Origin of the sequence: Pseudomonas fluorescens (assembly GCF_900636825.1) — a bacterium.
Taxonomy (GTDB): Bacteria; Pseudomonadota; Gammaproteobacteria; order Pseudomonadales; family Pseudomonadaceae; genus Aquipseudomonas; species Aquipseudomonas fluorescens_BG.
In genome coordinates this window covers 5,410,507-5,433,496 of record NZ_LR134318.1, presented here as the reverse complement: position 1 = coordinate 5,433,496, position 22,990 = coordinate 5,410,507, and the positions used below count along the sequence as shown (strand labels likewise).

Below are 22,990 nucleotides of genomic sequence, written 5' to 3'. Positions count from 1 at the left end.
GGAAGCGATATGAGCCAGATCACGATCTACCACAATCCCGAATGCGGCACCTCTCGCAATACCTTGGAGCTGATCCGTAACAGCGGGGAAGAACCGACGGTTATCGAGTACCTGAAGAACCCGCCTGATCGCACCACACTTGTCAGACTCATTGAGGATATGGGTATCGGGGGGCGGGCTCTTTTGCGTATCAAAGGCACTCCGTACGAAGAGCTGGGATTGGGCGATGCATCGCTGACGAACGAACAGCTCATCGATGCCATGATGGCTCACCCTATCCTGATCAATCGCCCTATCGTCGTGACGCCTTTGGGGACGCGTTTGTGTCGTCCGTCAGAAGCTGTGCTCGATTTGTTACCGCAAGAGCAGCGTGGGAGTTTCGTCAAAGAGGACGGCCAAGTGGTCATTGATGAGCACGGTCGCAGAGTCTGATCCGACGACGGTTAGGTGCCGCGATTGAGCCTGGAGGATGCTGGTGAGTCAGAATTCGAAACTTGATGTTGTGGTCATTGGCGGTGGTCAATCCGCGCTGACAATCGCCTATTTTTTGAAGCGGACAAGCTTGTCTTACGTGCTGCTCGATGCGGAGTCGGCACCAGGAGGAGCCTGGCGGCATGGCTGGGATTCGCTGCGACTCTTCTCTCCATCGGCATGGAGCTCGATTGCAGGCTGGCCGATGCCTGCCGTATCAGAAGAAACGCCTCACCGTGATGATGTTATCGACTATCTGACTCTGTACGAGCGTCGATATGACTTCCCCATCATCCGATCCACCAAGGTGACCCGTGTCGAGAAAATCGAAGAAGGATTACGGGTTGTCTCCGGGGATAGAAACTGGGATGCCAGAGCGGTTATCAGTGCAACAGGCACCTGGAGCCGCCCATTTACCCCGAGCTATCCCGGACAGGAGTTGTTCGTAGGGCAGCAGCTTCATTCCGCTCATTACGTTGGGCCGGATGAGTTTGAGGGGAAAACCGTCCTTGTCGTGGGTGGTGGCAACTCGGGAGCCCAGATTTACGCCGAGGTTTCTAAAGTGGCTCAGGCAACCTGGGTAACTCAAGAGGCCCCAAAATTTCTACCTGATGAGGTTGATGGGCGTGTCCTGTTCGAACGAGCTACTGCTCGATTGAAGGCGCAACAGGATGGCGTGGAGCCTGAACAACCCGCTGGGGGGCTGGGCGACATCGTAATGGTGCCATCGGTGAAGGACGCTCGTGAACGCGGTGTATTGAGCGCAGTACGGCCATTCACGCACTTCACTTCAACAGGCGTTGTTTGGTCATCAGGAGACGAAACAGCGGTGGATGTCGTCATCTGGTGCACTGGGTTTTCTCCAGCGCTCGACCACCTAAACAGCCTGGGCATTGTAGGCCAGGATGGCAAAGTGGCTGTGGACGAAAACCGGAGTGTTGCTTCACCCAATCTGTGGCTGGTGGGCTACGGCGATTGGACGGGGCTCGCCTCCGCGACATTGATCGGAGTAACCCGCACCGCTCGAGATGTAGTCAAGCAAGTGCAAACGTATCTCACAGGCGGGGTCTGATAGCGCGCCCTGAAAAGTCGAGTGAGCCTACTGTGATGCGACTCCAAGCTTGGGGAAGAGAATAGGCTCCAGTGGAGGAGTCGCCTGGCAAAGGCCGAGCCGCCAGTAGCCGACGTCGTGCCATTTCCCAAGCTTGAAGCCTACCTCTGGATACGTCCCTATATGGGTGAATCCTAGCGACTCGTGCAGGCCCACGCTGCCTTCATTGGGCTGCGCGATTCCAGCGTAAGCAGCGCGAAAGCACTGTTTTTCAAGGATCGGAAGCAAGGTCTCATAGAGCCCACGGCCAACGCCCTGACGGCGAGCTGATTCAGCTATGTAAACCGTCACGTCAACAGCCCACCGGTAGGCCGCACGTGCACGATGTTGGCTTGCGTATGCATAGCCCTTGATCTCGCCATCCTCTTCAGCCACCAGATAAGGGTATGTCTGAAGTGTGGTCGTTATCCGCTGAGCAATCTCCTCAACGCTTGGCGGATTCTCTTCGAATGAGATCGCCGTGTTCGAAACTATGGGGGCATAAGTTCGCTGAATGGCTTCTGCGTCTTTTACCGCCGCCGTACGGATTTTCAAAGCCATAGAGGTTCATCCTTGATAGGAGCTTGAACGATACCTTCTCTAAGCCATGTTGAATACGAGCCAATCGAAACGCCGCTAATCCAATCTAATCACGGTTCGACAACGACTCAATAATGCGGCATTGCTCGATCACACCGCCTTGACAGCAAACATTGAGTCTCTGCAACTCCAACTCCAGGCCTTGTAGATCCCGAATACGCATTCGCACCTGTTCCAGTTGTTCTTCGACCTTTGCATCTACTCCAGCGCAAGAGGCATCACGGCGGTCAGCGAAACTCAATAATTCGCGTATGTCATCGAGGCTGAACCCAAGCGAACGGCTGCGGCGGATGAATAATAGGCGGTCTCGCTCCCCATTCGTGTAGTAGCGATACCCTGATGGTGATCTGCCGGCTGAGGGAAGCAGCCCTAGCTGTTCGTAGTAACGGATAGTCACCGCTTTGGTATCGGTCGCTTTCGCCAAGGCGCCAACGGTGTAAGTGGCCGCATTCATTTCGCTTGACCTTATAGTCGCTAGAACCTTCATTCTACTCATATAAGTCGATTAGCAAATCCGCATATGCCTGTGCTCATCAACAAGAAAGGGCGATAACTTGATGCAAACCACACACCCACAACCTCAATCCCAAGGTTGGGCGTTCCTGCTCTGTGCCTGGCTGATTGCACTGATTTCCACCCTCGCCGTGCTGTTTGTTGGCGAAGTCATGGGGCAAGAACCCTGCATACTTTGCTGGTTTCAGCGTGCGTTCATGTTTCCCCTGGTGCTTGTGCTGGGTGTCGCTTGTTGCCTGTCGGACATGCGCGTCTGGCGCTACGCATTGCCTTTGGCTGTTATGGGGTGGTTGCTTGCTTTGTATCACAACCTGCTTTATTTCGGATTGATTCCCGAAAGCATCAAACCTTGTGGTGCCGGCCCATCATGCTCCGGCGCTGACATGACCATTCTCGGTCGCGTGCCGCTGCCCTTGTTATCGCTGGGCGTATTCAGCCTCCTGATCATTCTTCTTGTCCTAATTCGCCGGAGATCCAACCAATGAGCCGACGCACACTCCTCCTCGCCATCAGTGTCCTGGCCGTGATCGGCTTTGCGGTCGCTGCATTTTTTTATGAACGGGCCTCCACAGTGCCTCAAGCGACTGCACCCGTGCAGGAAACCAGCGCGCTGGTGCGTTTCAATTCGCCAAGCTTTGGCCCTGCCAAGGCACCGGTCACCATTGTCGAGTTCTTCGACCCGTCGTGTGAGAGTTGCCGCGCCTTTTATCCGATTGTTAAAAAAATGATGTCCCAGCATCCGGCAGATGTTCGCTTGGTGCTGCGTTATGTTCGTCTTCACGTGGGCTCTGAAGAGGCCATCCGCATTCTGGAAACTGCGCGCAAACAGGGCGTGTTTGTGCCGGTACTTGAAGCTGTACTGGAGGCTCAACCGCAATGGCATGACGACGCAAAGGCTATGGCGGCTTGGGACGCAGCGGGTCAGGCAGGCCTGGACGTTACCAAAGCTCGCCAGGACATGATGTCTGCCGAGATCACAGCGACAATTGAAAGAGACGCTGCCGATGCGAAAAAGGTAGGCGTAAGCGGCACACCGACGTTCTTCGTCAACGGTAAACCCCTGACCAACTTCGGTGCCCAGCAGCTCTACGATTTGATTTGGAGCGAGATCAACCAGTCGCGATAAACACGATTCGCAATGCTAAAAACGGGTCAGCGATCTTCCTAATTCGCTTGACCCTATAGTGGCTATAGGGTGTTCACTCTTAGCCATATCCTGTTGGGAGTGACCTCATGAAAAGCTGTTGCGGTGACAAACAAACATCTGAAACAAAGGCTGTCGTCGAAGTGTTTGATCCATCCGCAAGCTCGGGTTGCTGCGCCCCTGCTGCAACGACCTGCGATTCAGGCGCGGCGAAAGCTCAATCTGCTGACAGCTGTTGTGCCCCAAAAGCCACAAATGTGAATCCAGAATCCTCCAAGGCAGAAGGCGCGGGTTGCTGCGCCCCTGCTCCGGACGGTGGCAAATCATGCTGCGCCGCTACAGCTGCGCCGTCTAATCTGTATAGCTTGGCTGAACCGAGCAAAACTGCCACTGCGGTCGACGACGTTCTTTTTACCGAAGTGGCCAGCCCTCCATCAGACCCGACGTCTTGTTCACCAGAAGTTATTCAAGCAAATGTCAGCGAAGGGGCTCGTCTCAGCAATTTCCGCATAGGAGAGATGTGCTGCCCCACCGAACAGACCATGATCGAGAGTAAGCTCGCTCGAATGAGTGGGATACATAAACTCGAATTCAACATGATGAGCCGCACGTTGGGCGTCTGGCATGAGCTGCCGAATACCTTGGATATCGAAGCTGCGGTACGTTCGCTGGGCATGCACGCGGAGCCCCTGGCTACTGAGAGCAATGCAGCGGACGCCAATGCAAATCAAGCCGGGTCGCAAGCTCAGCTCACGCATAAAGCTAACTGGTGGCCATTGGTGCTGTCTGGTGTGGCTGCGGCGGGTGCGGAAGTCCTGCATTTCACTCAATCGGCCCCGGAGTGGGTTGTTGCCGCAATAGCTTTGTTTGCCATCGCCCTTTGTGGGCCTACGACCTACAAGAAAGGCTGGATAGCACTTAAAAACCTTAATTTGAACATCAATGCGTTGATGAGTATTGCAGTGACTGGGGCCGTCTTGATCGGGCAGTGGCCAGAAGCGGCAATGGTCATGGTCTTGTTCACCATTGCTGAAATGGTCGAGGCAAAGTCGCTGGATCGTGCTCGCAATGCCATCAAAGGATTGCTGGATCTCGCCCCGGAGCGCGCCACTGTCCGTCAATCCGATGGTTCATGGCTGGAAGTCGACGTGAAGGCGGTCAGAACCGGTGCGCTGGTGCGGGTGCGCCCTGGTGAGCGCATCGGCCTAGATGGTGAAGTCGCTTCCGGCACGTCTACCGTCAATCAAGCTCCCATCACGGGTGAGAGTCTGCCAATCGAAAAAACGGTTAATGATCATGTGTATGCCGGCTCAATCAATGAATCGGGATCATTCGAATACCGTGTAACCGCAGAAGCCAACAATACGACGCTTGCCCGGATCATTCACGCCGTTGAAGAGGCCCAAAGTTCGCGAGCTCCTACTCAGCGATTCGTCGATAAATTCGCCAAGATATATACGCCAGTAGTTTTCTTCTTTGCATTGGCCGTTGCACTGATACCGCCTTTGTTCATGGGCGGGTTATGGGCTGATTGGATTTATCGCGGCCTAGTGCTCTTGGTTGTTGCTTGTCCCTGCGCACTGGTGATCTCAACGCCGGTATCCATCGTCAGCGGTTTGGCGGCAGCGGCTCGAAAAGGCATTCTGGTTAAGGGCGGTGTGTATCTGGAAATCGGTGCCAAGCTGAGTTTTGTCGCGCTGGATAAGACCGGAACCATTACTCATGGCAAGCCGGTTCAGACCGACTTTTTGCTTTTGGCCGAGACTTCAGATGGTGAGCCACAATTGCTCGCCGCCAGCTTGGGATCTCGCTCAGACCACCCTGTATCGCGGGCAATCGCCAAGCATGATGAGATGGCGGCTACCACGCTGAAACAGGTCGAGAGCTTCGAAGCAATTCCTGGTCGCGGGGTGAAGGGGAGCATTGATGGACAGATCTATTACCTTGGAAACCACCGCCTAGTCGCAGAGTTGGGGCTGACTACGCAATCGCTGGATGCGTCTCTGAGCCAATTGGAGCGTCAAGGGAAAACCGTCGTGATGCTGGCCAGCGCTACGCAGGTATTCGCACTGTTTGCCGTGGCCGATACCGTGAAAGACTCAAGCCAGCTTGCGATAAAAGAACTGCACGAGTTAGGCATCAAGACCATGATGCTGACGGGTGACAACGAGCATACGGCTGAAGCCATCGCCGAACGGGTTGGAATTGATGAGCCTCGAGGAAACTTGCTACCTGACGATAAACTCAAAGCCATCAATGAGTTGCAGAGCCGCAAGCACGTAGTTGGAATGGTGGGTGATGGAATAAACGATGCCCCGGCTCTCGCCAAGTCTCAGATCGGGTTTGCCATGGCTGCCGCTGGTACGGGCACAGCCATCGAAACGGCGGACGTTGCGTTAATGGATGATGACTTGCGCAAGATCCCGGCCTTTGTTCGCCTGTCACGGCAGACCGCCCTGATCCTCAAACAAAATATCGTGTTCGCCCTCGGCATCAAGGCGATATTCCTGGTGTTCACCTTGATGGGAGTTGCCACCATGTGGATGGCGGTCTTTGCAGATGTCGGCGTCAGCCTCCTGGTAGTGCTCAATGGGCTGCGCTTGCTGAAAAAATAGCACGGAGGTGCAGCATGAAAGAGTTGTTGCATCGTGCAATTCTTGAGGGCTTTGGCGAAGCACGTATCGCAATTCGGTGTCGAGATTTTGAGCGCGCGTACTATTGGTTGGAACGTACCCACATCCTGGCGCAGCGCCATCCACTGCTGCATGCTAAGTCTCACGTCTTCATGTTGTTCGTGGGCATCAGAGCACAAGACCCCCGAGAGGTTTTTGGACAAATACCACGTGTCATTGCTGCGCTGTTCTTTTCTAGGTTATGGGTGCCTCGTGGGAATCCCGGTCGCGCCCGAATCAATGCTTTCCAGGTGATGCCTCTCTCTGCGGAACTAGAATCTCTTTTTGACGAAGAGTGACCCGCAGACAGTTCTCTGAGTAGCCACCACGTCTTTACATTCACATGGAGAGTCATATGGGCGCCGGTCATAGTCACGGTCAAGCTCGTGCAGGACACGAGAAAAAGTTATGGATTGCTCTAGCGTTAACGACAAGCTTCATGATCGCGGAAGTCATTGGGGCTTTCGTTACCGGCAGCTTGGCGTTGTTATCCGATGCGGCTCACATGCTGACCGACTGCACTGCCCTGGCTATTTCATTGATCGCTATTCACATCGCCAAACGCGCTGCAGATAAAAAACGGACGTTCGGCTACGCACGATTTGAGATTCTCGCAGCTGCTTTTAACGCGATTCTGTTGTTTATGGTGGCGGTGTATATCTTGTACGAGGCTTATCAGCGGTTTAAAACCCCGGCAGAAATCCAATCGACAGGCATGCTGATCGTCGCGGTCATAGGGCTAGTTGTAAACCTTGTTTCAATGCGGTTGCTCATGTCTGCCAGTGCCGAAAGCCTTAACGTAAAAGGCGCGTACCTAGAAGTCTGGAGCGACATGTTGGGCTCCATAGGCGTAATAGGGGCAGCATTGATAATTCGTTTTACGGGATTGACTTGGGTTGACTCGGTCGTTGCTGGAGCCATCGGCCTGTGGGTGCTTCCCAGGACGTGGGTTTTGCTCAAAGAAAGCATGAACATCCTTTTGCAAGGGGTTCCAGATGGAATCGATATAGCTGAAGTGGAGGCGAGCATCAGGTCGGTTGAAGGCGTTGAGGATATCCATGATCTGCATATCTGGGCCCTGACCAGCGGCAAGAATGTCATGAGTGCTCACCTTGTCATCCAGCCTTCATTTAGTGGCGAGCAAGAAATACTAGCTGAGGTGACGCGACTGATGAGCGAGGTATTCCATATCAGTCACACAACTCTTCAATTAGAAAGCTCGCAGTTTCATACAGAGCTCGAAGAAAACGAAGGCACGCAGCACTAGATCTGGATTTGGTTCTGGTGAAAATCCAGTCGGGGTGGGATCTGCTGCGATGTTCTCAGAACTCAGCGAACATAAATCCTGACCACCGGAGCATCTTTAGTGGTGCAAAGAAGGGGCGGGTTATACTTCCCAAAAAATGCCGCGTCGGTTTTTTTCACCCTAGTGGCCAACCCATCATTCAATGGTTCGCCACCAGGGTGACGACATCTTTGGTCGAAGGGGAGCTCAAGCAGCCATTGACTCGCATGCTTGTGCGCAAGCTAAGCACGCCTCAGAGCATTGCTGGCAATGCTCTGCTTTATGAGTGCCGCACTCCTGACCACATGCCTGGCAAATTTTTGCGCAGAGCACACAAATTTCATTCGCAAAGGGGCTTCCCCGTGCCATCAGGGTCGCTGCGAGCCTACAGATATCTGCACAATCCCTATCGAGCTTTATGCAGGCCGCCATCATTTTCATATCCTGCTCTTCTAGGCACGCGGACGCGCAACTCTCACATGCCATAGCACAACGCAGGCATTCCGCAATGCAATCTTCATAGCTACTGTTCATAACCGGTTCTCCGAGGTCGACGGTCGATTCACTTGATGTACCTTTCTCGAAGGTACAATTCGTCCGACCCAAGCAGGTAGGCAGGGTTTCGAGAAAAAAATTACAGTTTTGTAAGGTAGGCAAGCTTTCACATCTCAGCTCGCCTCATCGAGCGGTCGCCCTCAGGCATAGATCTGGAAATTCGGCTCTCCATGCAGGCGCAGGCAATGCGCGCAGCGAGTGGCTGGAGTAGATGGCCTGCAATCCGAATCACCTATGGCACTCCCGTCATGCTGACCAGTTCCGCCCCACGCCGCTGTCAAAGTTGTAATCGCAGGCTCAGCCTGCTGACAGGTGCAAGTCTCCATCATCCTCATTGAGCCGATGCACAGACTCTCTTGACTACCGGAGAGCTAATTTTGTTGAGGAGATGCGCCATGAAAGCAACCAATGCTCTGATTCTTACATTCAGTTTGGCTATATCGTCGCTGGCGTTTGCTGAGGGCGGTGGCGACCGTACAGCTGAGCGCATGGAGCGAGCCCGCGAGACGGCGATGTCCACTCTTATCCCGAGTACAGGAACACAGCCGAAAGAGGACGTTGCGCAGGAAAAACCTGTGGCTGAACAGTCTAACCATCACTGCTGAGTCGCCCAGCTTACGGAAATGTAATTACCTCGTTTTCTGGCCTGTGGCATCTTTCGAGGTATGAAATCGCGCAGGCGATCAATAGATTGAATCCTCGGAATGTGCGCAGTAGTGCGCGCCTCTCTCCGACTGACGGGACACGAATCGGTATGCACTCCAACACCTCTCGGCGCACCTTCGTAAAAGGCCTTACCGCAGGCGGAATTCTCGCGGGCCTAGGACTCTGGCGTACCCCTGTATGGGCTGCACCTGGCTTTGGGGAAGCGAATGTCCTGTCAGGAACGGAGTTCGACCTGTTTATTGGAGAAACGCCGGTAAACATTACTGGCAATCGCCGTACAGCGCTGACGATCAATGGAGGGCTTCCGGGGCCCCTCCTGCGCTGGCGTGAGGGTGACACGGTAACTTTGCGCGTCAAAAACCGCCTGAAGGATATGACTTCCATTCACTGGCACGGGATCATTCTTCCCGCCAATATGGATGGTGTACCCGGCCTTAGCTTTCACGGGATTGAGCCCGACGGAACTTACGTCTATCAGTTCAAGGTCAAGCAGAACGGAACATACTGGTATCACAGTCATTCCGGCTTTCAAGAACAGGTGGGTGTGTATGGCCCGTTAGTAATTGAAGCGAAAGACCCCGAGCCGTTTGTGTATGACCGTGACTACGTGGTGATGCTCACCGATTGGACGGATGAAGATCCGGCCTCGTTGATGAAAACGCTGAAGAAACAGGCTGACTACTACAACACCCACAAGCGTACGGTTAGCGACTTTATCAATGACGTCGCTGACAAAGGTTGGTCAGCCACCGTTGCTGATCGCAAGATGTGGGCAGAAATGAAGATGAACCCTACTGACATCGCAGACGTCAGTGGTGCGACCTACACCTATTTGATGAACGGCCACGCTCCGGATTCGAACTGGACGGGCACCTTCAAACCTGGCGAAAAACTCAGGTTGAGATTCATCAACGGATCGGCCATGAGCTACTTCGACGTCCGTATTCCTGGACTGAAGATGACTGTTGTTGCTGCTGATGGCCAGTATGTAAAACCCGTGAGCGTGGATGAGTTCCGAATAGCGACAGCTGAAACATTCGATGTAATAGTCGAGCCCACCCAAGAAGCCTACACATTGTTCGCACAGTCGATGGATCGGTCGGGATATGCCCGAGGTACTTTGGCTGTTCGATCAGGGTTAGTCGCGCCTGTACCCGAGCTCGATCCTCGTCCTCTCGTCACCATGGCGGACATGGGCATGGCGGGTATGGATCATGGCTCGATGGGCGGAATGGGCGACATGGCTGGAATGGATCACAGCAAAATGGCCAGCATGGGTGACAGCTCAATGGATGGCATGTCGGGAATGGACGGCGGCTCCATGACATCGATGAACCATGGCGCTAAGCAGGATAAGTCCGGCATGGAAGGCATGGCCGGAATGGATCACAGCAAAATGTCTATGGAAGGCATGGGTGGGATGGGGGACATGCAGGCGCACCCCAAGACGGAATCCAACAACCCTCTGGTCGACATGCAAGCAATGTCCACCTCACCGAAGCTTGATGATCCTGGTATGGGGCTTCGTGATAATGGTCGCAAGGTGCTGACATATTCAGATCTCAGGAGCACGTTTGAAGATCCTGATGGCCGTGAGCCAAGCCGCACTATCGAACTGCACCTGACCGGGCATATGGAGAAATTCTCTTGGTCGTTCAACGGGGTGAAGTTTTCTGACGCCGAGCCGGTGAGGCTGAAGTATGGCGAGCGGGTTCGGATCGTGCTCGTTAACGACACCATGATGACGCACCCCATCCATTTGCATGGGATGTGGAGCGACCTTGAAGACGAAAATGGCCAATTCCTTGTTCGTAAACACACCATCGACATGCCGCCAGGATCGAAGCGCAGTTACAGAGTCACCGCCGATGCGCTAGGTCGCTGGGCCTATCACTGCCATCTTCTGTATCACATGGAAATGGGTATGTTCCGAGAAGTGCGAGTAGAGGAATAAGGGGTCGACTATGAGCAACTATTTTTGTGGCACTCGCATTCACTCAGTTGTAGCTACGGTCGCTCTGAGCCTTGGCTTTGTTCTGCCGGCAGCCGCTGACACCGGTCAGACTGCAGATGACGGGCAGATGCAGAGCATGGATCACAGTCAGATGAAAGGCATGGATCACTCCCAAATGCAGGGCATGGATCACAGCCAGATGCAGGAGATGCAGCCCGCCAAGCAGCAGGCTCGTAGTGAAAGCCGAACTCCCATACCTCCAATTACAGATGCTGAGAGAGCTGCAGTTTACAACGCGCCTGGTGGCCATGCGGTGCATGAAACTGCTCTTAACTCGTACTTCATTTTCGAAAAATTGGAATGGCAGGATGCTGATGAAGGAAGTGCGCTGAACTGGGAAGCCCAAGGTTGGATAGGCGGTGATGTGGATCGTCTATGGTTGCGTTCTGAGGGAGAGCGCACCAATGGGAAGACAGAGGAAGCCGAGGTGCAAGCGCTGTGGGGTCACTCTATTAGTCCATGGTGGGATCTGGTCGGTGGGGTTCGCCAAGACTTCAAACCGGGTGATCCACAAACGTGGGCGGCTTTCGGCATCCAGGGCTTGGCGCTCTACAACTTCGAAGCCCAGGCTACTGCTTATCTGGGCGAAGGTGGCCAGACTGCGGCGCGGCTGGAAGGAGACTACGACATCCTTTTGACCAATAAGCTCATTTTGCAACCGACTGCAGAATTCAATTTTTACGGGAAAAACGATCCCCAGCGTGGCATTGGCTCCGGGTTATCAGAAAGTGAGATTGGTCTGCGGCTCCGATACGAGATCCGTCCACAATTCGCTCCTTACGTGGGCGTTACCTGGAATCGTAGTTATGGAAAAACGGCTGACTACGCCAGCGAGGAAGGCGAAGACAATAACGAAGCACGCCTGGTGCTAGGCGTTCGGGTCTGGTTCTAAACCAAGTTAGTAGCACCAAAAATAATTATTCAACCTCATTACAACAGCTATGCGCTGTGAGGAGCCTTGCATGTCGTTCTTGAAAGCCTGTGTTGTGGCCGTCGCTCTTTCATCCGGTATTTTGCTGAGCTCGGTCGCTCAAGCCCATCCGAAACTGTTGTCTTCGACTCCTTCAGAAGGCGACTCCGGTGCGGCCCCCTCGAAAATTGAACTGCACTTTTCCGAAAACCTGGTCACCCAATTTTCCGGAGCCAAGCTGATCATGACTGATATGCCAGGTATGCCGAATTCACCTATGGGTGTCAAAGCAAGCGTAGCAGGCGGCAATGATCCGAAGACCATGGTAATCACGCCTTCATCGCCTCTGACAACGGGCACCTACAAAGTAGAATGGCGGGCAGTATCGTCCGACACTCATCCAATTACCGGTGCCGTAACTTTCAAAGTGAAATAAGCATGAGCGACCCTTTGAATGTGGCGCTGCGCCTCGCGCTTTATCTGGATTTGATGCTCCTGTTCGGGCTCGCGGTGTTCGGGCTGTACAGCTTTCGCGGGAAAGAGCGCGAATCGGGAACAGTGTTGCATTTTGGGTCGCTGCTGAGTGGGGCTGCCGTTATAGGCATTCTTCTGTCTGTGGCCGCGTTCTTCGTCATGACAAAAAACATGGGCGGTGCGTCCGATTGGGCGGAGCTGTTACCTCACCTGGAAATGATGTTGTCTGAAACCGAGGTCGGTTACAGCTGGATGGCACGTATGGTCTCGCTTGCGGTGGTGATAATTGCTGCAAGCCAAAGCACTCGATTGCCATCTGCTAGTCTTTGGATTGCTACCCTAGCGGGCAGTATTGCCTTAGCTACGCTCCCATGGACAGGTCACGGGGCAATGGATGAAGGTGCTAGACGGTTCTGGCATTTCGCAGCGGATATTCTCCATTTATTGGCTGCTGGCGGATGGATTGGAGCCTTGGCAGCCTTTGCTCTGATGCTGAGCATGAGGGAAGGTAATCCTGAGCAACTCGTACGAGTTTTGACTCGGGCGCTCAAAGGATTCGAAACAGCGGGCGGGTTCATTGTGGGTACGATCATACTCACAGGAGTCGCTAATTATCTTTTCATTGTCGGGCCAACCATTACAGAGGTAGTGACCAGCACCTATGGCATTCTCCTACTAGCGAAAATCATATTGTTCGCTGGCATGCTCGGACTCGCGACCCTCAATCGTTTCTACCTGAGCCCCTCACTGGAACGCTCTGTGAGCGGGGGTGATTATTCTGCCGCAGTCACGGCTTTGAAAAAGAGCGTGCTGCTCGAATCGACCTGTGCGGTTGTCATTGTTTGCTTGGTGGCTTGGCTAGGAACGCTCAGCCCTTCAATCGAGATGGCCCAAGGGTAATGCCTAGGCAGGTCTGAGCAGCGCTGGTCGCTCAGATCTGCGTGGCGATCATTTGCTGTTCGGGTAGTCAGCGACCACCTCTTGAGCACCATCCCTGGTGAGGCCCAGGACTTGGTAAGGTTGATGTTTCTGACCATAGTCCATACCAGGCGAACCTGCTGGCATGCCTGGCACTGCAATCCCTACAAGGTCGGGACGATCATTCAACTTCTTGATGTCATCCGCTGGAACATGGCCTTCTACGAATTTCCCACCAATAACGCCCGTGTGACAGGACGCTAGTCCTTGCGGCACACCCAGCCCTTTCTTGATAGCGCTCATATCGCTTTCCACATGGTCGACTACTTTGAATCCATTCGATTCCAAGTGCTTGACCCACTCCTTGCAGCATCCGCAATTCGCGTCGCGGTGGACATCGATACTGAGCAGCTCCGCAGCTTGTGCAACGCCCATGAACATCAGCCCCGTAGCAAGGAGTAAATTACGCTTCATCATTTGGATGCACCTTTTAACGATTCGTTGCGCGGTTGCTATGTACAGCTTGGCCGATAGCCATGGCCTCGCATCCGCACCGTTCCAGGGTAGGTTAAGCGCAACAACGATTATTGCCGATTACATTTTCGTAAGCTGCCGTCTAGCTACTCACAACCTACCAAGCCGTGATGTCCCGGCGCTTTCAGGTAGCTGTCGAAACGATTACATTTGCGTCAGCTTGCGCATTGTTGTCGGTTTCGTAGCACACTTGAGCAACGCAAAGCTGGAGTTCCACCATGAAAATCCTGGTAGCAGAAGACGAACCCAAAACCGGAATGTATCTCCAGCAAGGACTCTTGGAAGCGGGTTTTACTGTCGACCGGGTCGTGACAGGCACGGAGGCACTGCATCAGGCGCTGAACGAGAGCTACGACCTCCTGATTCTGGACGTGATGATGCCTGGGATTGACGGCTGGGAGGTCATCCGAAGTGTCCGCGCAGCTGGAAGCTTGGTTCCCGTGTTGTTCCTTACAGCGAGGGACGGAGTCGATGACCGAGTTAGAGGCTTAGAGCTTGGTGCAGATGATTATTTAGTAAAGCCGTTCGCGTTTTCTGAGCTACTCGCTCGCGTCAGAAGCCTGCTGCGTCGGGGTGCCGGTGCTCCCAATCTGACGTCTATAAAAATCGGTGATCTTGAAGTCGACCTGCTCAAACGTCGTGCCTCACGCTCAGGTAAACGCATTGACCTGACGGCGAAGGAGTTTGCTTTGTTAGAGCTGCTGATGCGCCGAAGAGGAGAGGTTCTCTCAAAGTCACTCATCGCATCCCAGGTCTGGGATATGAATTTCGACAGCGATACAAACGTGATTGAGGTCGCCATTCGCAGGCTTAGGGCCAAGATTGATGATGATTTCGATACAAAGCTGATTCAGACCTCGCGAGGCATGGGCTACATGCTTGATGCCCCGGACGCAGAATGAAGCGCCCATCTCTAACGCTTCGTCTAAGCTTGATGTTTGTGTGCGCTGTGGTAGCAGTGCTCGTGGTAGCAGGCTTTACCTTCGATGGTTTCAGCCGGCATCACTTCAAGGCACTTGACCGGCAAGCAATGACAGAAAAGCTCGAATCTATTCGTCAAATTATGGACGGTGAAGCTGGCTCGGCTGACCGTTCAGATGTGTTGCTTCAGTTACAAGCGCTTTTGGGGGCACACCAGGAACTCTCAGCCTCGATTGTCATGCACGGCGGAAAAACGATTTTTGCGACCTCCAACTCAGCTCAGCATCCTTCTATTCCTCCTGATACTCCTGATGATGATATGTGGGAGTGGACAGACGGAGGCCATCTGTACCGAGGGATGAAAGCCCAAGTTCATCTGGTGAATGAATCAGAGCCACTGACGGCCTGGCTGAGTATGGATATCACAAGCCACATGCATTTCGTGGAGACCTTACGCTGGTGGTTAGTGATAGGTTTGGCGATCAGTGCGTTGGTCAGCGCCGGCTTGGGTTGGTTGGTCGCGCGCAGCGGCCTTAAACCAGTCGCTCGAGTGACGCAGGTCGCGGCTTCGATGTCGGCTGGATCGCTGAAAGAGCGCATTCCAATGGATTTTGTGCCTCGTGAGCTTGAGCTACTCGTCAGTTCGTTCAATGCCATGCTTGCTCGGCTAGAAGAGTCATTTTCTCGATTATCTAATTTCTCAGCCGATATTGCCCATGAGCTACGTACGCCAATAAGCAATTTGCGAACACATACTGAAGTCATCCTTACAAAAAAGCGTGCGCCAGAAATATACGAGGAGAATCTGTACTCCAATCTGGAAGATCTAAACCGACTTTCAAGCATCATCGATGGCATGCTCTTTTTAGCGAAGTCTGATAATGGTCTGGTTCTACCCGCTAAAGAAAAAGTCGAATTGCGGTTGGTGGTGGAGAAGCTCTTTGAGTATTACCAGCTGCTTGCAGATGACACCGGACTAAAGCTACAGATCACCGGACACGGTGAGGTTCGTGGCGACAGAACGATGCTGGATCGAATGGTTTCCAATTTGCTGTCGAATGCGATCCGGTACACACCTTCGGGTGCCACCATTTCTGTGAACATCGAGCCATCAGGCAACATGATGAGTTTGTCAGTGCAAAATCCAGGTGAGCGAATCGCTGCTGAACATCTGCCTCGGCTGTTTGATCGGTTTTATAGGGTCGACCCTGCGCGCAGGGAAAGCTCTGCAAACAATGCAGGGCTGGGTTTGGCAATCGTGAAATCGTTGGTAGACGCTCATGGGGGCAGCGTTGGATGCGTTTCCGAAGAGGGTCGGACTACTTTTACGATAAGCCTGCCTGCTTGGTCTGATGCTCGTGAATGAAAGGCTGGCGAATCTTGGAAGTCAGAGCCTTGAAGTGGAAGCTTTGACGTTTGAACTGTTCAATTGTAAGGACGGTTCGCGCCAACTACACTCCACTTCTATGAAACGCTACCTGCGGTTTTGCATTCTCTTCCTGATCAGCTTGACGCTTCCCCTGTCTGGGATGGCGGGCATGCAGGCACCCACAGAACCTTGCCCGATGAAGACCATGGGTATGACGATGATGGATGACATGGGAATGGACTGCTGTAACGACATGAAAAGCCCGACAGAGCATGGCAAACCCTGCAAGCCGGGCCAGGAATGCAAGACTGGCGGCATGCTTGAAGTTTCGATCCTGAAGCCTCCAGTTACCGTATTCAGCCCCGTAGTGGCTTCCTTCTTCAGTAATTCCCTACCTATACAGACCCCGTCCGGGGTATGGCGACCGCCCCGCGTTTGATTCCTGTCCCACATTGAGCCTCATTCCGCATTAGCGGGATGGACTAGCTGCGCGCATGTCTTTTGACGCGTGCAGTGGATGATTACAGGAATCGTAAACATGAACTCCAAGTGCAATTGCACAGGCTGGTCTCTCGTGGCTGGCCTAGCGGCAAGCGTCCTGGCGTTGCCGAGTTTCGCTGCCGCATTGACGCTCGATGAAGCGTTGCGGCTGGCAGAAAACAACGCGCCGTCGCTGACCGCACAAGACGCCAAAATTCAGGCTGCCAGCAGTGCAGCCATCCCTGCTGGTGAATTACCTGATCCCAAGCTCTTGGTGGGGGTGCAGAACTACCCCATCGGCGGCCCGGATCGTTGGAGTATCGACCAGGACTTCATGACCATGCAGATGGTCGGGGTCAGGCAGGAGATGCCCAATAGCGACAAGCGCAAAGCGCGTATCGCAGTCGCCGATGCAGCTATTGATCGTGCCTCTGCGGAGCGTCGAGTCGAACGTCTGAAGGTGCGCCAGTCCACGGCGCTGGCCTGGATCAGCAGCTATTCGGTTGAGCGCAAAGATGTGCTATTCCAGGACTTCTACAAAGAAAACCGCCTGCTGAGCGATACCGTCCGGGCCCAAATTGCCGGTGGCCGCGCTCAACCCGCCGATGCGGTGACACCCAAGCAGGAAGCAGCTCAACTGGCGGAGCAGCAGGACGATCTTATTCTCCAGAGAGCGCAGGCTCGTGCGGCCCTCAAACGCTGGATTGGCTCCGCCGCCAACGACAAGCCTGTGGGCAGCTTGCCTGAATGGCCCGTCGACACCTCAAGTTACTCTCATAAGCTGCAACACCACCCCGAGTTAGCAGCGTTTGCGCCGATGACCCGCGAAGCGCAAGCCAAAGTTCGTGAAGCCGAAGCGGAAAAGCAGTCGGACTGGAGTTGGGAGCTTGATTATCAGCATCGTGACCGACAGTTCGGCGACATGGTCAGCGTTCAACTTTCCTGGGATTTACCGCTATTTCCCGACTCTCGCCAAAACCCTAGGATTGCGGCCAAGCAGGCTGAACTCAACCAATTGGAGGCCGAGCGCGAAGCGCTGTCACGCGAGCATACCCAGCAGCTGGAAAATGAACTGGCTGACTATGAGCGTCTGGATCGTGCCGTGCGCAGAAATCAGGACAGCCTGGTGCCGCTGGCCAAGGAAAAGGTCGAATTCAGCATGGCCAGTTACCGTGCAGGCAAGGGCGATTTAAACGCGGTGGTTGCCGCCCGACGTGAACTCATCGAAGCCCGCCTCCAACAGATCGACGTAGAAGAGCAGCGAGCGCTGACCAGTGCGCGTCTGTACTTCGCTTATGGTGAGTCCAGCCAATGATCCTAAAAAAATGGAACGGGGCATTGTTGGTAGGCGTCTCGCTGGCATTGGGTATTGCCGGTGGTTACTGGTTCGCACATCAACGCATGAGCGGAGTACCTAGTGCCACGGAGCAAAGTCCTAACTCCCCAGAGGAGCGCAAGGCTCTGTATTGGTACGATCCCATGTACCCGCAGCAAAAGTTCGATAAACCAGGTAAATCCCCTTTCATGGACATGCAGCTGGTTCCTCGGTACGCCGGTGGCGCAGGAGATCCTGCGACCGTCAGTATCGATCCGAGTCTGACTCAGAATTTCGGTCTGCGTTTTGCGACAGTCACCCGTGGAATCTTTGATTCCAATATCGACGTTACAGGAGTCTTGGGATTCAACGAGCGTGATGTCGCGGTGATCCAGCCACGCACCGCAGGCTTCGTGGAGCGGGTCTACGCCCATGCTCCTGGTGATCTGCTCCAAGCCAACGCGGCATTGGCGGATATCTTGGTTCCAGAGTGGGCGGCGGCTCAGACAGAGTTCCTTGCTCTCAAGCGCAACGGAGATGCTGACTTGCTAGCGGCGGCTCGTCAGCGGCTGCGACTCACAGGGATGCCGGCTGCATTGATATCCCAGGTAGAGCGCAGTGGGAAAGTCCAGCCGACCCTGAAGCTAACCACCCCCATCAGCGGCGTTCTGCAAGAGCTAAATGTGCGAACGGGTATGACCGTGACGACTGGCGAAACCCTGGCTCGCGTCAATGGTTTGGACACGGTCTGGCTAGCTGTAGCCGTTCCAGAGTCAGATACCGGAGCTATTACCGTGGGGCAGGCAGTCGAAGCGCGTCTACCAGCCTTTCCTGGGGAAATGCTCAATGGCAAGGTCAGCGCGATCTTGCCCGAGACCAATCCGGACAGCCGCACACTTCGGGTACGTGTTGAGTTACCCAATCCGGACGGGCGTCTCAGGCCGGGTTTGACGGCGCAGGTACGCCTGAATCGTTCGACCGAGCAAAGTGTATTGTGGGTGCCGAGTGAGGCGGTGATTCGCACTGGCCGACGAGCGCTGGTGATGCTCGCCGAAGGCGCTGGCCGCTACCGTCCCGTGGAGGTGCTCCTTGGGCAGGAAAGCGATGGCAAAACGGCGATAATGAAAGGTCTGGAAGCAGGCCAGAAGGTGGTTACATCTGGCCAGTTCCTGCTCGACTCGGAGGCCAGTCTTAAAGGCATTGTTGCTCGCGCGGAGGAAGAGTCGCCAGCCAGTGAAACAGCCTCCAGTTTTCATGAGGCGGATGGTCAAATCGTTGAGATCAACGACAAAGAAGTCAAGCTCGCCCACGGCCCTTTCAAGACGCTGGGTATGCCTGGCATGACGATGACTTTCCCTCTCGCTAGTCCGGTGCTGATGCAGGGCCTCAAGGCTGGTGACAAGGTTCGGGTCGCGGTGAGCCAGACCGATGATGGCCTGCGTGTTGAACGACTGGATAAATCGGGGAGCCAGCCATGATTGCTGCCCTGATTCGTTGGTCAGTGGCCAACCGATTCCTAGTGCTACTCGCGACACTGTTTGTCACCGCGTGGGGCATCTGGTCGGTGCAAAGCACGCCCATTGATGCGTTGCCAGACCTCTCCGATGTACAGGTGATTATCCGCACCCCTTATGCAGGACAAGCGCCGCAGATCGTCGAGAACCAGGTCACCTATCCGTTGGCCACCACCATGCTCTCGGTGCCGGGGGCCAAGACCGTGCGGGGTTATTCCTTCTTTGGCGATAGTTTTGTCTACGTGCTGTTCGAAGACGGCACTGACTTGTATTGGGCGCGCTCGCGGGTGCTGGAGTACCTGAGTCAGATACAAAGCCGCTTGCCGGCCAGCGCCAAACCGGCGTTGGGGCCGGATGCGACGGGGGTGGGTTGGATCTATCAGTACGCACTGGTGGATCGCAGTGGCGGGCACGATTTGGCACAACTTCGCGCTCTTCAGGACTGGTTCCTCAAGTTTGAACTCAAGACCCTACCGAACGTTGCGGAAGTGGCCACCGTGGGAGGCATGGTTAAGCAATACCAGGTGCAGCTTGATCCGCTCAAATTGGCCAGCCTCGGCATCACTCAGTCTGAGGTGACCGATGCTATCGGCAAGGCCAATCAGGAAACCGGTGGTGCGGTGCTGGAGATGGCAGAGACCGAGTTCATCGTGCGTGCTTCCGGCTACTTAAAGACACTCAATGACTTTCGGGCGATCCCACTGAAGCTGGGCTCGGGCGGTGTGCCGGTGACCCTTGGCGATGTCGCCACGATCCAGCTGGGGCCGGAAATACGGCGTGGCATCACCGAACTCGACGGTGAGGGCGAGACCGTCGGCGGTGTGGTGATTTTGCGCAGCGGCAAGAATGCTCGCGAGACCATTGCAGCGGTCAAGACCAAGCTCGAGGAACTGAAAAGCAGTTTGCCGGCTGGTGTAGAAATCGTCACCACCTACGACCGCAGTAAGCTGATCGACCGCGCCGTGGAAAATCTCAGCCACAAGCTCATCGAAGAGTTCATCGTTGTCGCGTTGGTTTGTGGGATCTTCCTCTGGCACATACGCTCGTCGCTGGTTGCGATCATCTCCCTGCCGGTGGGGGTACTGATTGCCTTCATCGTCATGCGCTACCAAGGGATCAATGCCAACATCATGTCCTTGGGCGGGATTGCCATTGCCATCGGCGCCATGGTCGATGCTGCCGTGGTAATGATCGAGAACGCCCACAAGAAGATTGAAGCGTGGCATGTGGCTAATCCAGGGGAAGAATTAAAGGGGGAGCGTCATTGGCATGTGATGACCGAAGCGGCGGCAGAGGTAGGCCCGGCGCTGTTCTTCTGTTTGTTAATCATCACTCTGTCGTTCATTCCGGTATTCACCCTAGAAGCTCAGGAAGGACGTCTGTTCGGCCCATTAGCTTTCACCAAGACCTATGCCATGGCCGCAGCGGCGGGATTGTCAGTGACCTTGGTGCCCGTGCTGATGGGTTACTGGATTCGAGGACGAATCCCCAGTGAGCAACAGAACCCGTTGAACCGGTGGTTGATTCGGATCTATCAGCCAGCCTTGGACGCAGTCTTGCGCCGACCAAAGATCACGCTGCTGGTGGCGCTATTGGTTTTTGTCAGTGCGCTATGGCCAATGTCGCGCTTGGGTGGAGAGTTTCTTCCGCCGTTGGATGAGGGCGACCTGCTCTATATGCCTTCTGCTCTGCCGGGATTGTCGGCGCAGAAAGCGGCGCAATTGCTGCAACAGACCGACCGCCTGATCAAGACCGTGCCCGAAGTCGAACACGTCTTCGGTAAAGCGGGGCGCGCCGAAACCGCCACCGACCCGGCACCGCTGGAGATGTTCGAAACTACTATCCAGTTCAAGCCACACGAGCAATGGCGCCCAGGCATGACCCAGGAGAAACTGGTGGAAGAACTGGATCGAGTGGTACGAGTTCCAGGGTTGACCAATATCTGGATACCGCCGATTCGCAACCGTATCGACATGCTGGCCACCGGGATCAAAAGCCCCATCGGAGTAAAGGTTGCCGGCACAAACCTGACCGAGATCGATGCCGCAACTCAGGCGGTCGAGCGGGTGGCCAAGGATGTGCCCGGTGTCAGCTCGGCTCTGGCCGAGCGACTGACCGGTGGCCGCTATATCGATGTAGATATCGACCGCAAGGCCGCCGCCCGCTACGGACTGAATATCGCTGATGTGCAGTCCATTGTGGCTGGCGCTATCGGTGGTGAAAACGTAGGGGAGACAATCGAAGGTCTCGCACGTTTCCCGATCAACGTACGTTACCCACGGGAGTGGCGTGACTCGCTCGGCGCCCTGGAGCAATTGCCGATCTACACCCCGTTAGGGAGTCAGATCACCCTGGGAACGGTGGCGAAGGTTAAGGTCAGCGACGGGCCGCCGATGCTCAAGAGCGAGAATGCACGGCCTTCAGGCTGGGTGTACATCGATGTGCGTGGTCGGGACATTGCCTCGGTGGTCGCCGACCTACGCCGGGTCGTCAATGAGCAGGTCAAGTTGCAGCCCGGTATGAGTCTGAGTTACTCAGGGCAGTTCGAATTTCTGGAACGGGCCAACGCACGACTCAAGTTGGTGGTGCCTGCCACGCTGTTGATCATCTTCGTGTTGCTCTACCTGACTTTTGCCCGATTCGATGAGGCCTTGCTGATCATGGCCACATTGCCATTCGCACTGACTGGTGGAGCATGGTTTCTCTATCTATTGGGATTCAACCTGTCGGTCGCCACCGGAGTCGGCTTTATCGCCTTGGCCGGGGTTTCTGCCGAGTTCGGCGTGATTATGTTGCTCTACCTGAAAAACGCCTGGGCCGAGCGTGAAGACCTCGGCGACCGCACTGAGCGCGGGCTGGTGGCGGCGATCCGTGAGGGCGCTGTGCAGCGCGTTCGACCCAAGGCCATGACCGTGGCCGTGATCATTGCCGGTCTGTTACCCATCCTGCTGGGCAGCGGCACCGGAAGCGAAGTCATGAGCCGCATCGCCGCGCCCATGGTCGGCGGCATGGTCACTGCACCCTTGCTGTCCCTGTTTGTCATTCCGGCAGCGTATCGCCTGATGCGTCGCCGTCACCTCCAAGATGAACCCAACCTCCCTCAAGGAAAAGTCGTATGAAACTGACCCTGATTGCAGCTGCTAGCACCGTACTTACGCTGTCTTTTTCTGCCCTAGCAGAGGACATGCCGGGCATGAAAATGGAGAGTATGGAAATGAAGCAAGAAACAAAGCAGGCTCCAGTAGCCACCGCCGACGGAACGATCAAGGCTATGGATCCTACGAAGCATACCGTGACCATTGCCCATGGCGCTGTTCCATCAGTGCAATGGCCACCGATGACTATGGCGTTTTCCGCGACAGAGGATCAGTTGAAAGGGCTGGCAGCCGGAGACCGTGTCTCGTTTACCTTTCGTCTAGAGGGTGGCAAAGCCACAATCGTTTCTATAAGAAAATGAGCCTGCGATGATAAAAAACCGGCACGGTTCGTCGTGTCGGTTGCAGTTCAAGTATCGCCAAGCGTTGCGATAGCGACATCTCCACTGG

23 protein-coding genes are annotated in these 22,990 nt (G+C 54.7%); 19 read left to right on the top strand and 4 right to left on the bottom strand.

The genetic code is table 11. The annotated features are described in order from the left end of the window. Nucleotides 1-9: 9 nt before the first annotated feature. Both arsC and EL257_RS24880 read left to right on the top strand, forming a co-directional pair. Nucleotides 10-432: an arsenate reductase (glutaredoxin) gene (gene arsC / locus EL257_RS24885; protein WP_126367029.1), complete on the top strand. Its 423-nt coding sequence runs from the start codon at nucleotides 10-12 to the stop codon at nucleotides 430-432. 37 nt (nucleotides 433-469) lie between these two features. Then, complete coding sequence (locus tag EL257_RS24880; RefSeq protein WP_126367027.1) at nucleotides 470-1,543, top strand: ArsO family NAD(P)H-dependent flavin-containing monooxygenase; 1,074 nt, start codon at nucleotides 470-472, stop codon at nucleotides 1,541-1,543. Nucleotides 1,544-1,570: 27 nt separating this feature from the next. On the opposite strand, the gene EL257_RS24875 is transcribed toward EL257_RS24880, so the two are convergent. Both EL257_RS24875 and EL257_RS24870 read right to left on the bottom strand, forming a co-directional pair. Beyond that, nucleotides 1,571-2,122, bottom strand: coding sequence for an arsinothricin resistance N-acetyltransferase ArsN1 family B (locus EL257_RS24875; RefSeq protein ID WP_126367025.1), 552 nt, complete (start codon nucleotides 2,120-2,122; stop codon nucleotides 1,571-1,573). A gap of 85 nt (nucleotides 2,123-2,207) precedes the next feature. Next, the gene (locus tag EL257_RS24870; protein ID WP_126367023.1) at nucleotides 2,208-2,615 is read right to left on the bottom strand and encodes a MerR family transcriptional regulator; all 408 of its coding nucleotides are present in this window, start codon (nucleotides 2,613-2,615) and stop codon (nucleotides 2,208-2,210) included. Nucleotides 2,616-2,718: 103 nt separating this feature from the next. On the opposite strand from EL257_RS24870, the gene EL257_RS24865 reads away from it, so the two are divergent. From EL257_RS24865 to EL257_RS24845, 5 genes are all read left to right on the top strand, one after another. Then, entirely contained in the window at nucleotides 2,719-3,159 is a 441-nt protein-coding gene (locus EL257_RS24865) for a disulfide bond formation protein B (protein ID WP_126367021.1), read from the top strand. Then, nucleotides 3,156-3,800 (top strand): DsbA family protein, encoded by a 645-nt coding sequence (locus EL257_RS24860; RefSeq protein ID WP_126367019.1) that lies wholly within the window; start codon nucleotides 3,156-3,158, stop codon nucleotides 3,798-3,800. The genes EL257_RS24865 and EL257_RS24860 overlap by 4 nt, the downstream gene beginning before the upstream one ends. Before the next feature lie 536 nt (nucleotides 3,801-4,336). Further along, nucleotides 4,337-6,433 carry a heavy metal translocating P-type ATPase gene (locus tag EL257_RS24855; RefSeq protein ID WP_232013124.1) on the top strand — a complete coding sequence of 699 codons (2,097 nt, stop codon included), beginning with the start codon at nucleotides 4,337-4,339 and terminating at the stop codon, nucleotides 6,431-6,433. 14 nt (nucleotides 6,434-6,447) lie between these two features. Continuing rightward, nucleotides 6,448-6,789 (top strand): DUF3703 domain-containing protein, encoded by a 342-nt coding sequence (locus EL257_RS24850; RefSeq protein ID WP_172604519.1) that lies wholly within the window; start codon nucleotides 6,448-6,450, stop codon nucleotides 6,787-6,789. Between the two features lie 56 nt (nucleotides 6,790-6,845). Further along, the gene (locus EL257_RS24845) at nucleotides 6,846-7,757 is read left to right on the top strand and encodes a cation diffusion facilitator family transporter (RefSeq protein ID WP_126367017.1); all 912 of its coding nucleotides are present in this window, start codon (nucleotides 6,846-6,848) and stop codon (nucleotides 7,755-7,757) included. Nucleotides 7,758-7,982: 225 nt separating this feature from the next. On the opposite strand, the gene EL257_RS24840 is transcribed toward EL257_RS24845, so the two are convergent. After that, entirely contained in the window at nucleotides 7,983-8,309 is a 327-nt protein-coding gene (locus tag EL257_RS24840; RefSeq protein ID WP_126367015.1) for a four-helix bundle copper-binding protein, read from the bottom strand. 416 nt (nucleotides 8,310-8,725) lie between these two features. On the opposite strand from EL257_RS24840, the gene EL257_RS24835 reads away from it, so the two are divergent. The 5 genes from EL257_RS24835 to copD all read left to right on the top strand — a co-directional run bounded on the left by EL257_RS24835 (nucleotide 8,726) and on the right by copD (nucleotide 13,294). After that, on the top strand, nucleotides 8,726-8,935 hold the full coding sequence (locus tag EL257_RS24835; RefSeq protein WP_126367013.1) for a co-regulatory protein PtrA N-terminal domain-containing protein: 210 nt from the start codon (nucleotides 8,726-8,728) through the stop codon (nucleotides 8,933-8,935). A gap of 149 nt (nucleotides 8,936-9,084) precedes the next feature. Then, the gene (locus EL257_RS24830; protein WP_126367011.1) at nucleotides 9,085-10,950 is read left to right on the top strand and encodes a copper resistance system multicopper oxidase; all 1,866 of its coding nucleotides are present in this window, start codon (nucleotides 9,085-9,087) and stop codon (nucleotides 10,948-10,950) included. 127 nt (nucleotides 10,951-11,077) lie between these two features. Continuing rightward, nucleotides 11,078-11,902: a copper resistance protein B gene (locus tag EL257_RS24825; RefSeq protein WP_419866635.1), complete on the top strand. Its 825-nt coding sequence runs from the start codon at nucleotides 11,078-11,080 to the stop codon at nucleotides 11,900-11,902. A gap of 70 nt (nucleotides 11,903-11,972) precedes the next feature. Then, nucleotides 11,973-12,356: a copper homeostasis periplasmic binding protein CopC gene (copC, locus tag EL257_RS24820; RefSeq protein ID WP_054092733.1), complete on the top strand. Its 384-nt coding sequence runs from the start codon at nucleotides 11,973-11,975 to the stop codon at nucleotides 12,354-12,356. 2 nt (nucleotides 12,357-12,358) lie between these two features. Next, complete coding sequence (gene copD, locus EL257_RS24815; RefSeq protein WP_126367007.1) at nucleotides 12,359-13,294, top strand: copper homeostasis membrane protein CopD; 936 nt, start codon at nucleotides 12,359-12,361, stop codon at nucleotides 13,292-13,294. A gap of 48 nt (nucleotides 13,295-13,342) precedes the next feature. Here the strand turns inward: copD and EL257_RS24810 are convergent, their stop codons facing one another. Next, entirely contained in the window at nucleotides 13,343-13,786 is a 444-nt protein-coding gene (locus EL257_RS24810; protein ID WP_054092765.1) for a DUF411 domain-containing protein, read from the bottom strand. 278 nt (nucleotides 13,787-14,064) lie between these two features. Here EL257_RS24810 and EL257_RS24805 point away from each other — a divergent pair, with 278 nt between their 5' ends. From EL257_RS24805 to EL257_RS24775, 7 genes are all read left to right on the top strand, one after another. Next, nucleotides 14,065-14,748 carry a heavy metal response regulator transcription factor gene (locus tag EL257_RS24805; RefSeq protein WP_126367005.1) on the top strand — a complete coding sequence of 228 codons (684 nt, stop codon included), beginning with the start codon at nucleotides 14,065-14,067 and terminating at the stop codon, nucleotides 14,746-14,748. After that, nucleotides 14,745-16,133, top strand: coding sequence for a heavy metal sensor histidine kinase (locus tag EL257_RS24800; RefSeq protein ID WP_126367004.1), 1,389 nt, complete (start codon nucleotides 14,745-14,747; stop codon nucleotides 16,131-16,133). The genes EL257_RS24805 and EL257_RS24800 overlap by 4 nt, the downstream gene beginning before the upstream one ends. 100 nt (nucleotides 16,134-16,233) lie before the next feature. Beyond that, entirely contained in the window at nucleotides 16,234-16,575 is a 342-nt protein-coding gene (locus EL257_RS28150; RefSeq protein WP_126368262.1) for a hypothetical protein, read from the top strand. 99 nt (nucleotides 16,576-16,674) lie between these two features. Further along, complete coding sequence (locus tag EL257_RS24790) at nucleotides 16,675-17,931, top strand: TolC family protein (RefSeq protein WP_126367002.1); 1,257 nt, start codon at nucleotides 16,675-16,677, stop codon at nucleotides 17,929-17,931. Further along, nucleotides 17,928-19,409 carry an efflux RND transporter periplasmic adaptor subunit gene (locus EL257_RS24785; protein ID WP_126367000.1) on the top strand — a complete coding sequence of 494 codons (1,482 nt, stop codon included), beginning with the start codon at nucleotides 17,928-17,930 and terminating at the stop codon, nucleotides 19,407-19,409. The genes EL257_RS24790 and EL257_RS24785 overlap by 4 nt, the downstream gene beginning before the upstream one ends. Next, the gene (locus EL257_RS24780; protein WP_126366998.1) at nucleotides 19,406-22,564 is read left to right on the top strand and encodes an efflux RND transporter permease subunit; all 3,159 of its coding nucleotides are present in this window, start codon (nucleotides 19,406-19,408) and stop codon (nucleotides 22,562-22,564) included. The genes EL257_RS24785 and EL257_RS24780 overlap by 4 nt, the downstream gene beginning before the upstream one ends. Next, nucleotides 22,561-22,902, top strand: a complete 342-nt coding sequence (locus EL257_RS24775) for a copper-binding protein (RefSeq protein ID WP_126366996.1) — start codon at nucleotides 22,561-22,563, stop codon at nucleotides 22,900-22,902. Before EL257_RS24780 ends, EL257_RS24775 begins: the two co-directional genes overlap by 4 nt. Nucleotides 22,903-22,990 lie beyond the last annotated feature (88 nt).

Bases quoted from the DNA above. Each gene is read 5' to 3' on its own strand.
- arsC (WP_126367029.1), top strand. From the start codon at position 10: ATGAGCCAGATCACGATCTACCACAATCCCGAATGCGGCACCTCTCGC.
- EL257_RS24880 (WP_126367027.1), top strand. From the start codon at position 470: ATGCTGGTGAGTCAGAATTCGAAACTTGATGTTGTGGTCATTGGCGGT.
- EL257_RS24875 (WP_126367025.1), bottom strand. From the start codon at position 2,122: ATGGCTTTGAAAATCCGTACGGCGGCGGTAAAAGACGCAGAAGCCATT.
- EL257_RS24870 (WP_126367023.1), bottom strand. From the start codon at position 2,615: ATGAATGCGGCCACTTACACCGTTGGCGCCTTGGCGAAAGCGACCGAT.
- EL257_RS24865 (WP_126367021.1), top strand. From the start codon at position 2,719: ATGCAAACCACACACCCACAACCTCAATCCCAAGGTTGGGCGTTCCTG.
- EL257_RS24860 (WP_126367019.1), top strand. From the start codon at position 3,156: ATGAGCCGACGCACACTCCTCCTCGCCATCAGTGTCCTGGCCGTGATC.
- EL257_RS24855 (WP_232013124.1), top strand. From the start codon at position 4,337: ATGTGCTGCCCCACCGAACAGACCATGATCGAGAGTAAGCTCGCTCGA.
- EL257_RS24850 (WP_172604519.1), top strand. From the start codon at position 6,448: ATGAAAGAGTTGTTGCATCGTGCAATTCTTGAGGGCTTTGGCGAAGCA.
- EL257_RS24845 (WP_126367017.1), top strand. From the start codon at position 6,846: ATGGGCGCCGGTCATAGTCACGGTCAAGCTCGTGCAGGACACGAGAAA.
- EL257_RS24840 (WP_126367015.1), bottom strand. From the start codon at position 8,309: ATGAACAGTAGCTATGAAGATTGCATTGCGGAATGCCTGCGTTGTGCT.
- EL257_RS24835 (WP_126367013.1), top strand. From the start codon at position 8,726: ATGAAAGCAACCAATGCTCTGATTCTTACATTCAGTTTGGCTATATCG.
- EL257_RS24830 (WP_126367011.1), top strand. From the start codon at position 9,085: ATGCACTCCAACACCTCTCGGCGCACCTTCGTAAAAGGCCTTACCGCA.
- EL257_RS24825 (WP_419866635.1), top strand. From the start codon at position 11,078: ATGCAGAGCATGGATCACAGTCAGATGAAAGGCATGGATCACTCCCAA.
- copC (WP_054092733.1), top strand. From the start codon at position 11,973: ATGTCGTTCTTGAAAGCCTGTGTTGTGGCCGTCGCTCTTTCATCCGGT.
- copD (WP_126367007.1), top strand. From the start codon at position 12,359: ATGAGCGACCCTTTGAATGTGGCGCTGCGCCTCGCGCTTTATCTGGAT.
- EL257_RS24810 (WP_054092765.1), bottom strand. From the start codon at position 13,786: ATGAAGCGTAATTTACTCCTTGCTACGGGGCTGATGTTCATGGGCGTT.
- EL257_RS24805 (WP_126367005.1), top strand. From the start codon at position 14,065: ATGAAAATCCTGGTAGCAGAAGACGAACCCAAAACCGGAATGTATCTC.
- EL257_RS24800 (WP_126367004.1), top strand. From the start codon at position 14,745: ATGAAGCGCCCATCTCTAACGCTTCGTCTAAGCTTGATGTTTGTGTGC.
- EL257_RS28150 (WP_126368262.1), top strand. From the start codon at position 16,234: ATGAAACGCTACCTGCGGTTTTGCATTCTCTTCCTGATCAGCTTGACG.
- EL257_RS24790 (WP_126367002.1), top strand. From the start codon at position 16,675: ATGAACTCCAAGTGCAATTGCACAGGCTGGTCTCTCGTGGCTGGCCTA.
- EL257_RS24785 (WP_126367000.1), top strand. From the start codon at position 17,928: ATGATCCTAAAAAAATGGAACGGGGCATTGTTGGTAGGCGTCTCGCTG.
- EL257_RS24780 (WP_126366998.1), top strand. From the start codon at position 19,406: ATGATTGCTGCCCTGATTCGTTGGTCAGTGGCCAACCGATTCCTAGTG.
- EL257_RS24775 (WP_126366996.1), top strand. From the start codon at position 22,561: ATGAAACTGACCCTGATTGCAGCTGCTAGCACCGTACTTACGCTGTCT.